The sequence below is a fragment of the Streptomyces phaeochromogenes genome (assembly GCF_001418655.1).
GTDB lineage: Bacteria > Actinomycetota > Actinomycetes > Streptomycetales > Streptomycetaceae > Streptomyces > Streptomyces phaeochromogenes.
Genome location: NZ_LIQZ01000369.1, coordinates 1 through 13,012 on the forward strand (window position 1 = coordinate 1; position 13,012 = coordinate 13,012).

General features: G+C 70.8%; 12 protein-coding genes and 1 pseudogene. 8 read left to right on the plus strand and 5 right to left on the minus strand.

The window, feature by feature from the left end; all coding sequences use genetic code 11:
- The 3 genes and pseudogenes from AOK17_RS50390 to AOK17_RS38220 all read left to right on the plus strand — a co-directional run.
- Nucleotides 1-285 (plus strand): annotated as a pseudogene (locus AOK17_RS50390) (hypothetical protein); the annotation flags it as partial.
- A 16-nt stretch (nucleotides 286-301) separates the two neighbouring features.
- Nucleotides 302-1,066, plus strand: coding sequence for a bestrophin-like domain (locus tag AOK17_RS38215; RefSeq protein ID WP_079053514.1), 765 nt, complete (start codon nucleotides 302-304; stop codon nucleotides 1,064-1,066).
- Between the two features lie 221 nt (nucleotides 1,067-1,287).
- Nucleotides 1,288-1,812, plus strand: coding sequence for a hypothetical protein (locus AOK17_RS38220; RefSeq protein ID WP_055617210.1), 525 nt, complete (start codon nucleotides 1,288-1,290; stop codon nucleotides 1,810-1,812).
- A 70-nt stretch (nucleotides 1,813-1,882) separates the two neighbouring features.
- On the opposite strand, the gene AOK17_RS38225 is transcribed toward AOK17_RS38220, so the two are convergent.
- Nucleotides 1,883-2,368: a hypothetical protein gene (locus AOK17_RS38225; RefSeq protein ID WP_055617211.1), complete on the minus strand. Its 486-nt coding sequence runs from the start codon at nucleotides 2,366-2,368 to the stop codon at nucleotides 1,883-1,885.
- Between the two features lie 332 nt (nucleotides 2,369-2,700).
- Between AOK17_RS38225 and AOK17_RS38230 the strand changes: the two genes are divergently transcribed.
- Complete coding sequence (locus tag AOK17_RS38230; RefSeq protein WP_055617212.1) at nucleotides 2,701-3,366, plus strand: class F sortase; 666 nt, start codon at nucleotides 2,701-2,703, stop codon at nucleotides 3,364-3,366.
- 84 nt (nucleotides 3,367-3,450) lie between these two features.
- On the opposite strand, the gene AOK17_RS38235 is transcribed toward AOK17_RS38230, so the two are convergent.
- Nucleotides 3,451-4,299 (minus strand): polysaccharide deacetylase family protein, encoded by an 849-nt coding sequence (locus AOK17_RS38235; protein WP_055617213.1) that lies wholly within the window; start codon nucleotides 4,297-4,299, stop codon nucleotides 3,451-3,453.
- 101 nt (nucleotides 4,300-4,400) lie between these two features.
- Nucleotides 4,401-7,688 (minus strand): bifunctional lysylphosphatidylglycerol synthetase/lysine--tRNA ligase LysX, encoded by a 3,288-nt coding sequence (gene lysX, locus AOK17_RS38240; RefSeq protein ID WP_055617214.1) that lies wholly within the window; start codon nucleotides 7,686-7,688, stop codon nucleotides 4,401-4,403.
- Between the two features lie 102 nt (nucleotides 7,689-7,790).
- On the opposite strand from lysX, the gene AOK17_RS38245 reads away from it, so the two are divergent.
- On the plus strand, nucleotides 7,791-8,252 hold the full coding sequence (locus tag AOK17_RS38245; protein WP_055617215.1) for a universal stress protein: 462 nt from the start codon (nucleotides 7,791-7,793) through the stop codon (nucleotides 8,250-8,252).
- 117 nt (nucleotides 8,253-8,369) lie between these two features.
- Here AOK17_RS38245 and AOK17_RS38250 read toward each other — a convergent pair whose 3' ends face one another.
- Complete coding sequence (locus AOK17_RS38250) at nucleotides 8,370-9,542, minus strand: CapA family protein (RefSeq protein ID WP_055617216.1); 1,173 nt, start codon at nucleotides 9,540-9,542, stop codon at nucleotides 8,370-8,372.
- A 286-nt stretch (nucleotides 9,543-9,828) separates the two neighbouring features.
- Here AOK17_RS38250 and AOK17_RS38255 point away from each other — a divergent pair, with 286 nt between their 5' ends.
- The 3 genes from AOK17_RS38255 (at nucleotide 9,829) to AOK17_RS38265 (ending at nucleotide 11,892) form a co-directional block, all read left to right on the plus strand.
- Complete coding sequence (locus tag AOK17_RS38255; protein WP_055617217.1) at nucleotides 9,829-10,374, plus strand: sigma-70 family RNA polymerase sigma factor; 546 nt, start codon at nucleotides 9,829-9,831, stop codon at nucleotides 10,372-10,374.
- Nucleotides 10,375-10,509: 135 nt separating this feature from the next.
- Nucleotides 10,510-11,025, plus strand: coding sequence for a hypothetical protein (locus AOK17_RS38260; protein ID WP_055617218.1), 516 nt, complete (start codon nucleotides 10,510-10,512; stop codon nucleotides 11,023-11,025).
- 195 nt (nucleotides 11,026-11,220) lie between these two features.
- Entirely contained in the window at nucleotides 11,221-11,892 is a 672-nt protein-coding gene (locus tag AOK17_RS38265) for an anti-sigma factor family protein (protein ID WP_055617219.1), read from the plus strand.
- A 62-nt stretch (nucleotides 11,893-11,954) separates the two neighbouring features.
- Here AOK17_RS38265 and AOK17_RS38270 read toward each other — a convergent pair whose 3' ends face one another.
- Nucleotides 11,955-12,818 carry an Fpg/Nei family DNA glycosylase gene (locus tag AOK17_RS38270; protein ID WP_055617220.1) on the minus strand — a complete coding sequence of 288 codons (864 nt, stop codon included), beginning with the start codon at nucleotides 12,816-12,818 and terminating at the stop codon, nucleotides 11,955-11,957.
- Between the last annotated feature and the right edge of the window lie 194 nt (nucleotides 12,819-13,012).

Genomic DNA, 13,012 nt, shown 5'->3' on the forward strand with positions numbered 1-13,012 from the left:
GTGGTGGGGCGGGCGCCGACCGTGGCACCGCCGGCGCCCGCCCCACCACGGCCGGCCCCCGTCGTACCGCGCCCGGCGCCTCCCGCGCCGGCTCCGAAGCCCACTCCGACACCGACGCCGACCCCCACCGTGCGTCCCAGCCCCTCGCCGACTCCGGTGAGTTACCCGCCGTACCGCACCAGGCCGCGCAAGGCGCCTCCCCGCGGCGGCCCGTCCCTGGTCTCGCTCACCCTGCTCATCACCGCGCCCGCGGTGTTCGCCGTCGCCGCGCTGCGCCCGCGCTGACCCCTGGAGGAATCCTTTGTCGGAATGGCTTGTTCTCGCCCTCGCGATGGCGGCGGCCAGTGTCGTCGTCCTCATCGTCACCGTCGTGCGGCACCACACCGCCGCCGACGACGACGACCCGTCCGAGACTCCGGACGTGATCGAGTACATGACGATGATGATCGGCGTGGTGTACGCCATCGTGCTCGGCCTGGCCATCGCCGGTGTCTGGGAGGCGCGCGGCGTCGCCCAGGATCACGTCCAGAACGAGGCGTACGCGCTGCACGAGATCTCCGAGCGCGTCCGGGTGTATCCGCCCGACGTGCGCGACCGCATCCGGGACGACGTCAACGTCTATGTCGGCCACGTCGTCACCACCGAGTGGAAGGCCATGGCCGACGACGGCAAGGTCACGGACGAGGGGACGAAGCTGCTGGCCAGGATCCGCAACGACGTCACCGACTACGAGCCGCGGACGGACTTCGAGGCCCAGGCCTACCAGCCGCTCCTCGACCAGGTCACCGCGGCGGACAACGCGCGCACGGCCCGCGCGGAGTCGACGGCCCCGACCATGCCGGGCGTCGTGTGGTTCGGTCTGATCACCGGGGCCGTGGTCACCGTCGGGCTGATCTTCGCGCTGCAGATCCGCCGCACCCTGCGCGAGGTGATCCTGGCGGGCCTGTTCGCCGCCCTGATCGCCTTCCTGCTCTTCCTGATCTGGGACTTCGACGCTCCCTACAGCCGCGGGATCACGGCGACGGCCGATCCGTTCCTGACGCTCTTCCCGAAGGCCGGTGAGTGACGGACCCCTACGAGCCCGCTCCACCGGGGGACGGACGCCACGCCGCGCCCGTCCCCCAACCGCAGGCATCCGATACCCGGTTCGGCCCACACGGTTGCCCCATTCGCGCGACTGCGATCGCGCCGGCGCCCGCACCTTCCTAGCGTTTCGATCATCGAGGTGCATGTACGGCGCAGCGGAAAAGGTCCGCGGCTGCGCCTCGGGGACCCGGAGGACTCACCATGCGCGCGATACGCGTCGCTTCGGCCGCACTGCTGGGCATGACCGCCCTGACCCTCACCGCACCCGTCGCCGCCGCCCGGGACGACGGGCAGGAGCGCAACATCACCTCGTTCGGCTTCAACGTCTCGCCCACGACCATCGCCGCGGGCGGGCGTGTCTCGCTGTCCGTCAACGGCTGCAAGTCGGACACCAAGGTCTCCTCGGGCGTCTTCGACACGGTGACGATCCCCAAGGGACAGGGCTCCGCCACGGCCACCGTCGACTGGGACGCCAAGCCCGGCGCGGTGTACGAGGTGACGTTCCAGTGCGGCAACGAGTCCGGCCGCACGGACCTCACCATCGCCACCGGCCGCCCGAGCGACCCGACGCACACCCCGGTCCACCGGGGCGTAAAGGCGGGCATCGGCGGCAGCACGGGCGGCTTCGACCTGAGTGAGATCGGCCTCGGCGCCGCGCTCATCGCGGGCTCGGTCGGCGCGGCGTACTACTGGTCGCGGCGGCGCACCGGCGAGTACGGCGGCTGACGCACCCCACGCACCGGACAGCCCTTCGCCCCGGAACCCTTGAGGGTCCGGGGCGAAGGGCTGTTCACGCTCAGATCTTGTTCTCGGAGCGGCGGCGCATCCAGAACACCCCGCCGCCGATGAGGGCGAGGCCGACGAGGCCGCCGCCGATCGCGATGTCGGCCGGTGTGGCACCGGTGGTGCTGCTGCCACCGAGACCGCCCCGCACACCGCCGATGACGGTGAAGGCCTGCGGCTTGGTGAGGGTCTTGCCGCTGCAGTGGACCGTGATGTCGTACGAGCCCGGGTTGGCCGAGCTGTTGATGGTGGCGGTCCCCTTCGAGGTCTCGTTGTTGCCACCGGTCGGCGAGAGTCTGGCCTGCGGGAACGCCGTCGACGTCATGGAGCCGCCGTTCGGGCAGCCGTCCACGGTGACCGACAGCTGGCCGCCGCGGGCGATGACGCTGGGCATCGCGGTGATGTTGCTCGGGTTGTCCCAGGCCGCGGCCGTGGGAGCGGCGAGTCCGACGGCGGCGAACGCCACCGCAGAGACCGCCAGGGCACGATTGGTACGCATGTGATCCTCCGCGGAAGGCGCCCCGGGAACCGTCCCCGAGTCGATCGGCGAGAAAACGCCTCCCAGACAGACCCTCAGTTGCCGTGCACAGGGCCGCATTTCGAGAATGCTCCGTACCGGTGAGAGGACACGCCGACAGAAAGGAACACAATCGGATATTGCCGCAGGTCACGGACCGTCAGAAATTTCCTGGCGATGGCAACTCGGATGGCGCACGGCAGCCCGCCCCGCCACCCGTTCGCACCTCTCCCGTCGCCCTGTGCGCGCGCTGCGCTTAGCGTTCTCGTATGCGCGACGGACGTGGCGACGGCCACGTCGAGAGGGGATTGCGAATGTTCGTGTCCGAGCTGGCGGAAGAGGAGGAGCGCCCCAAGAAGCGCGCTCCTTGGGGCGTCATAGCGCTTGTCCTGCTGACCGGCCTCGCTCTCATTCGGAATGGTTCGGGAGAGTTCGACGTCGGGCCCCCGCAACCCGCGACGGCCGCCGCCGCGGACAACCACGTCACCGGCGACACGGCCCGGACGGGCGCTCCGGCTCCCCTGCCGTTCTCCGTGGCCGACCGCATCAGGATCCCGGCGATCCGGGTCGACGCCCCGGCCACGCCCGTGGGCCTCGACATGGAGGGCTGGGTGGACGCGCCGCCGCCGGAGGACCCGAACCTCGCGGGCTGGTTCTCGGGCGCGGTCTCGCCCGGCGAGAAGGGCACGGCCGTCATGGTCGGCCACGTCGACAACCGGCAGGGCCCCGCCGTGTTCTACGGACTCGGGGCACTGAAAAAGGGACATCGCGTGGAGGTCCTGCGCAAGGACGGAAAGACCGCCGTGTTCGAGATCTACGGCATCGAGGTCTTCGAGAAGAACAACTTCCCCGGAGACCGTGTCTACGGGAACACCGGAACCCCCGAAATTCGCGTCATCACCTGCGGGGGCGGTTTCTCCAAGCAGAACGGCTACGACGGGAACGTCGTCGTGTTCGCCCGCCTGATCGAGGTTCGCTGAGCGTTCCCCGGCCACGCGGGCGAAATCCCGTGAAATCCCGCGGAGTTCCACGGAACCCTTTCGGTTCCGTGGAACTCCGCGGCTCTATGTGGAATGCCGTCGGGGCACGATGATGTGATAGCCAGAGTCCAGCAGCCGGGGCAGATAGTCACGCAGCGCCGTCACGCTCTGCGTACGGTCCCCGCCCGCGTCGTGCCCGAGGACCACGACACCGGGGGCCGCGCCCTTGATGACCCGGCCCTCGATCGCGTCGGCACCCGGCGAGGTCCAGTCGAGGGTGTCGACGGTCCAGGCGAGCGGCTCCATGCCGAGTTCGGCGCCGATCTGGAAGGCGGCCCGGTTCCAGGCCCCGTACGGCGCACGGAACCAGCCGGGCCGCTCCCCGGTGCCCTCCTCGATGACATCGCAGGTGCGCTCCATCTGGGAGCGGATCTCGGCCCGGGTCAGCCGGGTCAGCAGCGGGTGGGACCAGGTGTGGTTGCCTACCACGTGTCCCTCGTCGGCCATCCGGCGCAGCAGGTCCTTGTGGACGGCGGCCATCTCCCCGCACACGAAGAACATGGCGCGCACGTCGTGGGCCTTGAGCGTGCGCAGGACCTGAGGGGTGTAGCGGGGATCGGGCCCGTCGTCGAAGGTCAGCACCATGGTCTTGCCGCGCCCCGACATACGCAGGAACGGCTCGTGCCGTACGAGGGTCCGCGCGGCCGTGCCGCGGACCGGCCCGTATCCGGCGATGGGCTGAAGACGGTAGGCGGAGGGTCTCAGGGCCGCCCGTTTCGCCTGGGCGCCGGCGGCGGGAGCGGCGGAGGACCGGACCGGGGAGCCCGGGTCGGCGGTGAGCACCTGTACCGTGCCGGCCGCACCCGCCGCTCCCAGCACGGCGGCACCGGCGAGCAACGCCCGGCGCCGCGAGAGGAACTGATCCTTATTCATGAGTAATCAGTCGCCCGGCCGACGTGCGGCACAGCACATGTCCACCGGTGCGGACGCACGAAAGCACCCGTTGAGAGCAGCTGTCGCGGGCCGGGTGCGGCTCAGCGGCGGCGTACGAGCGGGAAGGGCAGCGTCTCGCGGATGGTGAGCCCGGTGAGGAACATGACGAGCCGGTCGACGCCGATGCCGAGCCCTCCGGTGGGCGGCATGGCGTACTCCAGGGCGTCGAGGAAGTCCTCGTCCAGCTCCATCGCCTCCGGGTCTCCCCCGGCGGCGAGCAGCGACTGCGCGGTGAGCCGCCGGCGCTGCTCGACCGGGTCGGTCAACTCGGAGTAGGCGGTCCCCAGCTCGGTGCCGAAGGCGACGAGGTCCCAGCGCTCGGCGAGCCGCGGGTCCACGCGGTGCTGCCGGGTGAGCGGGGAGACGTCGGTCGGGAAGTCCTTGTAGAAGGTCGGCAGCTTGGTCTTCTCCTCGACCAGCCGCTCGTACATCTCCAGGACGACATCGCCGCGGCCGTGTTCGGCGGTGTACGGGACGCTCGCCCGGTCGCACAGCGGGTGCAGGGACTCCAGGGGTGTGTCGGCGTCGATCTCCTCCCCCAGCGCCTCGGAGATCGCCCCGTAGACCGTCCTGACGGGCCAGGTTCCGGAGATGTCGTATTCGGTGCCGTCCTTGCGGGCGATGGGCGACCCGAAGGCCGCGGTGGCCGCGCCCTGGATCAGTTCGCGGGTGAGGTCGAGCATCACGTCGTAGTCGGCGAAGGCCTGGTAGGCCTCCAGCATCGTGAACTCGGGGTTGTGCTTGTAGGAGACGCCCTCGTTGCGGAAGGTGCGGCCCATCTCGAAGACCTTCTCCATGCCGCCGACGCACAGCCGCTTCAGATACAGCTCGGGCGCGATCCGCAGATAGAGGTCCAGGTCGTAGGCGTTGATGTGGGTGGTGAAGGGCCGGGCGTTGGCACCGCCGTGGATCTGCTGGAGCATCGGCGTCTCGACCTCCAGATAGCCGCGCTCCAGAAGACCCTGCCGCAGGGCCTGGACGGCCGTGGACCGGGCGCGTACGACGTCCCGGGTGTCCGGGCTCGCGACCAGGTCGAGGTAGCGGCGGCGCACCTTGGCCTCGGGGTCGGCGAGACCGCGCCGCTTGTCCGGCAGGGGGCGCAGACACTTGCCGATGAGCTGCCAGGAGGTGACGAAGACCGTGGGCTGCCCCTTGTCGCTGACACCGGTGAGGCCGGTGACGGTGACGTGGTCGCCGATGTCGACGTCCTTGCGGAACCGGTCGAGGGCGGGCCCTGCGTCCTTCCGGGTGAGGGCGAGCTGGAAGTCGCCCGACCAGTCGCGCAGGACGGCGAAGACGATGCCTCCGAAGTCGCGTACGAGCATGACGCGGCCCGCGACCGTCACGTGCTGCCCCTCGCGGACCTCGGCGAGGGTGTGGGTGCGGGGCGGGATGCCGGCCGGGTAGGGGTCGATGCCGTCGGCGCGGAGCCGGTCGAGTTTGCGGTGCCGGATGCGGACCTGTTCGGGCAGTCCCGCGGCCGGATCGGCGGCCTCGGCCCCGTCCCCTCCGTCGAGGCCGAGCGCCGACAGCGACGGCAGGCCCTCGGTACTCGCCGGTTTCGGCCCGCCCTTCGCGTGCCCTCTCCCCCAGAGCGTACGCAGCGACGGTACGGAGACGAAGCCCTCCGCGATGCCCGAGGCCAGGCCGATCCGGGCGAGGGCCGCGGTGTCTCCGTAACAGATGAAGCGCGGATACCACTCGGGGTGGTACTTGGCGTTGGACCGGTAGAGGGCCTCCAGCTGCCACCACTTGGAGAAGAACAGCAGCAGACGGCGCCAGAGTCTGAGGACCGGTCCGGCGCCGATGCGGGCGCCCTCCTCGAAGACCGAGCGGAACACGGCGAAGTTGAGGGAGATCCTGCGTACGCCGAGCTTTCCGGCGACCGCGCACAGTTCGGCGACCATGAACTCCATGACGCCGTTGGGTGCGGCGCGGTCCCGGCGCATCAGGTCGAGCGAGACGCCGTCGCGGCCCCAGGGCACGAGGGACAGCAGCGCCAGCAGCTTGCCGTCGGAATCGAGCGCCTCGACGAGGAGGCAGTCGCCGTCCTCGGGGTCGCCGAGCCGGTCCAGGGCCATGGAGAAGCCGCGCTCGGTCTCGGTGTCCCGCCAGGCGTCCGCCCTGTCGACGATCTCCTCCATCTCCTCGTCGGTGAGGGTGGAGTGTCTGCGTACGCGGCAGGTGGCGCCGGTGCGGCGGACGCGGCCCACCGCCTGTCGGGCCACCCGCATGTCGCGGCCGTCGAGGTCGAAGCCGGCGACGTGCAGGATCGCCTCGTCGCCGAGCTGCAGAGCGCCGAGTCCGGAGCGCGCGTACGCCTTCGCGCCCTCCTCGGAGGCGCCCATGACGGCGGGGGCCCAGGCGTAGCGGCGGGCCACGTCGAGCCAGGCGTCGATGGCGTGCTGCCAGGCCTCGCGGTCGCCGACGGGGTCTCCGCTGGCGAGGCACACCCCTGCCTCGACGCGGTAGGTGACGGCGGCCTTGCCGCTGGGCGAGAAGACGACGGCCTTGTCGCGGCGGGTGGCGAAGTAGCCGAGCGAGTCGTCCGCCCCGTACGCCTTCAGCAGGGCGCGGATGCGGCGCTCCTCGTCGCCGTGCAGGGCCGCCTCCATGCGCTGGGAGCGGAAGAGGGTGGCCGCCGCGTTCAGCAGGGCGAGCGCGCCGAACAGGCCGAGGAAGAAGAACAGCGGGCGGGGTGGCCGCCCGTCGAAGGCGCCGCCCGAGATGAGTCCGCCGCAGACCCGGTCGGCGGCCCACAGCAGCCGCTGGCCGCGCGGCAGTGTGCCGGGGAAGAGCTCGACGAGCCCCCAGCCGACGAGGATCGCCACGACCAGTCCCGCGAACAGCACGCCGAGGGCCCGGCGCACGGCGGCCCTGCGTGAGTCCGCGTAGAACTCCCGCCGGGCCACGATCAGCAGGCCCAGGGCGAGCGCACAGACCACGAGCGAGGGGACGGAGTCGGCGTACTGGCCCATCGCGGTGCCCAGCACGTCGACGAGGACCAGCAGTCCGAGGTAGACGACTACCAGCCACCAGGCGATCTTCTTGCGGGCCGCGATGGCGGCGGCGAGGAGGAACAGGAACACGGCGTACGCGAGGTTCGCGCTGACCGGGACCACGACCAGGTTCAGCACATGGACGACCGGGCGCAGCAGCCGGCGCAGTGGCGGGATGAAGGCCAGCACCAGACAGAGCAGGCCGAGGGCGGCGAAGAAGATCGCGAATCCCTCTGGCACCTTGCTGAGGAGACCGTCCCGCGACGGGCGTATCGGCCCTGTCGTGTCCTTCGGGTCCCTCGGTGCTTCTGCCCGGACGCCGGCGCTCATGCTCTCGACTGTAGGAACAGCGGGGGCGGGCCGCCTGTCGAGCGCGGCCGGGCGCGATCCCGGGCGGCTGCGGGAGCCACCCCTTCCGATAGCCTCTGCGCCGTGACGGAACAGCACTCCCACCAGTTCGAACGGGGCACCGACGGGCCCAAGGTCATCGTGGTCGGCGTGGACGGCTCCGACTCCTCCCTGCGCGCCGCCGCCTACGCCGCGGGGCTGGCCCGGCGGCAGCGGGCGCTGCTCGCGCTGGTCTACATCCAGCCGGTGATGGCGGCCGGCGCCGCGCTCGGCGTTCCGGTCGCCGACACGACCGACCAGATCGCCGAGGAGCTGGTGCGGGAGATCCGGGACGCGACCGAGCAGGTCAAGGGCATATTCGACGTGCGCTGGGAGTTCCACACCTTCCGCGGCGACCCGTACAACGGGCTCGTCTCGGCGGCGGACCAGCTGAAGGCGGACGCCGTCGTCGTGGGCGCCTCCGAGCAGGCGGGCCACCGGATCGTCGGTTCCGTAGCGATCCGCCTGGTGAAGGCGGGGCGGTGGCCGGTGACGGTGGTGCCGTAGAGCGCCGAGCGGTGCGGGCGGTGCCATCGGCGCGAGCGCCGGGGGTACGGAACGCACTGCCCAGGCGGGCACGCCGGCGAGGCGCCTCAATGCGCCCCGCTACTGCGCCTGGTTCGCCTACTTCACCTGCTTCGCCATGACGAGGCCGTCCTCCGCCGCGCCCCGGCTGAGGACGACGCGGCGGATCCGGTCGCGTACAGCGCTCACGTCGGCTCCCTGGCCGATCGCGCTGTTGAGGTCGACCACGCGGCCCGAGTCGACGTCGAACCACTGGGGTACGAATTCGGCCTTCTCGACCCGCCATCGGTCGCCGGACCTCTCCGGCGGGGCGAAGGTGAAGCGGCCGATGGTGCTCTCGTTGCCGCGGGGATCCTTGGCGCCGCCGTGGTTGGTCATCTCGCCGGCGATCTGGTCGCCCATCCCGTAGATCACCCAGGTGCCGTTGACCTTCTCGTACGCCTGGGGGACGTGGGCGTGGGTGCCGAGGATCAGGTCGATGTCGGGGCGGCCGTCCGTGCGGGACCCGGTGAGCAGCTTGCTCAGTGTCAGCTGCTGGGCGTCGGGCTCGTCCTGCCATTCGGTGCCCCAGTGCAGGGACACGACGACGACGTCGGCGCCCGCCTTCCGGGCGGCCCGGGCGTCCGTGACGATCCGGTCGGGGTCCATGAGGTTGACGGCCCAGGGTTCGCCGGCCGGGAGCGGGAAGCCGTTCGTGCCGTATGTGTAGGCGAGGTGGGCGACCTTGGCGGTGCCCGTCTGCATGATCGTGGGCGCGCCCGCCTCGGCGGCACTGCGGGCGGACCCGGCGTGCCGCACCCCGGCCCGGTCGAGCGCGTCGAGGGTGCGGTGGATACCGGCGGCGCCGTCGTCCAGAGTGTGGTTGGAAGCGGTCGAGCAGGCGTCGTAGCCGGTCGCGGCGAGGCCCTGGGCCACCTGCGGCGGCGACTTGAAGGTGGGGTAGCCGGTGTAGTGGCCGTCCGCCCCGTACACCGTCTCCATATGACAGATCGCCAGGTCGGCGCGGGCCACGACGGGTTTGACCCCCGACAGCATGGGGCGGAAGTCGTAGCCGTACCCGCCCGCGTCGGCCTGCGCCCGGTCGATGATCGAGCTGTGCGGGAGGACGTCACCGGAGGCGACGAGTGTGAAGCCCTGCGCCGACGCTCCGCCCCCGACCGGGCTTCCCCGGCGTTTCGGCCCGTCCTGCCCTTGACAGCTCGCGACGACGGCGGCGCAGCACAGGACCGCGAGGACCGTTGTCGCCTGTCGGGTGCGTGGTGTCCTCGCCATTCTCGGCCTCGCTCCCATGCGGCTCGATACCGCTCAATGCGGTCGTATCTGCGTACGAACCGATATGTATCCGGATAAGAGTGCGGACGCGAGTCGAGAAGGCGCCACTGCCACTGCCCCGAACGGGGTACCAGGACGGGGCCATTGGGGCGAACCGAGATGCGGAGGCGGAGCCTTCCGTCCCGGTTGACCGTTCGTCGTACCGTTCGTCGACGGGTTCGACCGTCTGCCGACGAGCCGTGTCCGTGGCCTGTCCCGCCGGGTCGCCCTGCGCTGGCATACGCCCATGACGGCCGCCACGACCATGACCAGCAGGACGACCGCCGAGCACGAGCTGGCCGAATTGCAGCGGGAGCACGGCGCACCGCTCTTCGCACTGATGCTGAGGCTCTCCGACGGAGACCGCCAGCGTGCCGAGGATCTGGTGCAGGAGACGTTCGTACGCGCCTGGCAGCATCCCGAGGCGCTGCGCGCCGACGACTTCGAGTCAGTACGGCCCTGGCTGCTGACGGTGGGCCGGCGGCTCGCCATAGACGCGCGGCGGGCCCGTCAGGCGCGGCCCGCCGAGGTCGGCGACGCCGTACTGGAGAGCGCACGCGTCGCGGCCGATCACGCGGAACGCTCGGTGGCGACCCTCGATGTGCGAGAGGCTGTGAAGACACTCACTCCCGAGCACCGTGAAGTCCTGGTGCAGGTGTATTTCCGGGGGGCGAGTGTGGCGGAGGCCGCCGAGGCCCTGGGTATTCCGCCCGGTACCGTGAAATCTCGCGCGTACTACGCGCTGCGCGCCCTGCGCCGGGTTCTTCCGGGATACGCGGCCGACCTGCGGTGAAACCGGAGGCTAGGTCAAGCCTCCGTAAAGCGCCTTGCCGAGGACCATGGTTGAGCAATCAGCTGTCTTCATCCGTGTTCCGGACTGGGGCCCGGGGTCGGGCGACGCGCACGCACCGGAGGAAGGCAGGAAGGGATGCTGCACAGAGGTCAAGAGAGCACGGACGGCGCGGGCGGTGGTGAACTCACCGTCCCCATGGCGTGGTTGTACGCCGAGTACATCGCCGACGAACTGCTGCGGACGGGCGACCTGATGCCGCCGACGTCCTTCGAGTTCCGCGCCGGGCGCGACGCCCTGGCGCTCACCATCTTCCTGTCGGACACGAGCGGCGAGCTCTCCGGCATCCGGGTCGTCTCACAGCTGGAGACGTGGCTGTCGCTGACGGCGTACGACCAGCCGTGGCAGGACTGGGTGCGCGAGCGCATGGCCGGACTCGCCGCCGAGGCGATCGACGCGGGCGGTCCGGCGCCGGACCTGGACCTGGCGACGGCGGCCTGGCGCTGGCTGGAGGAGACCGAGCTGCTCGCGCCGGACCTGGACGCTGTGCCGGGCGGCGGTCCGGTCATCGGGGAGGACGACGGTCCGAAGGTCTGGACACCCGCCTGGCAGCTGGGGCTGCCGCTGGGGCACCTGGCGATCCATCTTTTCTGAGCGATTTTCCGACAGACTCCCTCCCCCAACTACCCTGACCAGTTTTTTCTGAACCTCGACCAATCCGAGGGCCCGTCCGCTCCGAATCTCTTGGTTCGTTTCCTGCGGGACTTGAGTGATTCGGCAGTCTCCTGCGTACCGGTGGGCAAGCAACTACTCCCCGCACACACACCCCATCGGCACCGAGGATTTGGTATGAGGTCGCTGGAACGCCACCGCGACGTCGGCGCATATGCGCTCGGCGTGCTGGACGAGGCGGATGCCTTCCGCTTCGAGGACCACCTCACGGAGTGTCCCCAGTGTGCGGTTCAGATACATGAACTGGCAGCCACCACACGGTCGTTGCGGGCATACGCCCAGGCGACACCACGTGCGGTGCATCCCATGACGCAGGCCGGGCCGGCCCTGCTGGACCGGCTCCTGGACGATGTCGTCGCGACACGCCGCAGCGGGCGCAGGCGCTGGCTGTACGCGGTCGCCGCGGCCGTGGTCTTCGCCGTGGGCGGCCCCGCGGTCGCGGTCTTCACCGGGGACGAGTCCTCCGGCGGCAAGACGGTCGCGGCGACCGACCCGTCGTCGGGCGTATGGGCCGAGGTCACCACCCTGAACCGCGCCTGGGGCAGCGAAGTGGACCTGAAGGTCAAGAACGCGCCGAGTCTCCTGCGCTGCCAGCTCGTGGCCATCGGCCGCGACGACTCGGAGCAGGTCGTACTCAGCTGGACCGTGCCCGAGAAGACCGGCGACGCCGCCGGGAGCAAGCCGTCCGAGCCCATGCAGGGCGCGGCGGCACTGCATCCCGACGAGGTCGTCCGGTACGAGGTGCGCAACCCGGACGGACAGGCCCTGGTGACGCTCAAGGCCTCCTGAGGCGGAGGCGCCTGACGGCCCCCTGCGCGGGTGTCTGACGGCCGGTCACGGCCCGCCGTGGGCTACTTCAGGAACTTCGACATCCTGCGGTCCGCGAGGGGCTTGCCGCCCGTCTGGCAGGTCGGGCAGTACTGGAGGGACGAGTCGCTGAAGGAGACCTCGCGGATGGTGTCGCCACACACCGGGCAGGACTGACCGGCGCGGCCGTGGACGCGCAGGCCGCTCTTCTTCTCGGCCTTCAGCCGGCCCGCGGCGATTCCGTGGGAGCGCTCGACGGCGTCGGCGAGGGTCGCCCGCAGGGCCTCGTACAGCCGCCCCGTCTCCTCCGGCGTGAGGGACGACGCGAGCTTGAAGGGCGACATCTTCGCGGCGTGCAGGATCTCGTCGCTGTAGGCGTTCCCCACTCCCGCGATCAGGCTCTGGTCGCGCAGGGCGCCCTTCAGCTGCCGCCGCTCGCCGTGCAGGAGCTTCGCGAAACGGGCCTCGTCGAAGCCGTCGGCCAGCGGGTCCGGGCCGAGCCGGGCGACACCCGGGACCTCACCCGGATCCCGTACGACGTACACGGCCAGCCGCTTCTGGGTGCCCGCCTCGGTGAGGTCGAAGCCCTCGCCGGTCTCCAGGGCGACGCGCATCGCCAGGGGACCCTTGCCGGGCCGCGGTGGCCCGTCCGGGAGCCGGTCCTTCCAGTGCAGCCACCCCGCCCGTGCCAGATGCGTCACGAAGCGCGGCCCGCCGTCCGTCTCCAGGTCCAGAAACTTCCCGTGCCGGTGCACGGCCACGACCTCACGCCCTTCGAGGGCGCTCAGCGGCGGCTCGTACGTCTTCAGCACACTGATCGCCACGGGCAACACCCGCACGATCTCGTGACCGACCAGATGATCGGCCAAGAAGTCCTTCAAGGCTTCGACCTCGGGAAGCTCCGGCATAAAACACAGGGTGCCACCAGCGCCCCCTCAGGGGCGCGGCGAACTGCGCGATCAACCCCGACGCACCCGCACGTCACAAGACACCCATGAGCCCCCTCTTACTCCCGGTCGGGCACCAAGAACTCGCACCACACACACTTGCCACCACCCCGAGCCTCCACCCCCCACACGTCCGCAAGCCGGTCCACCAGCAG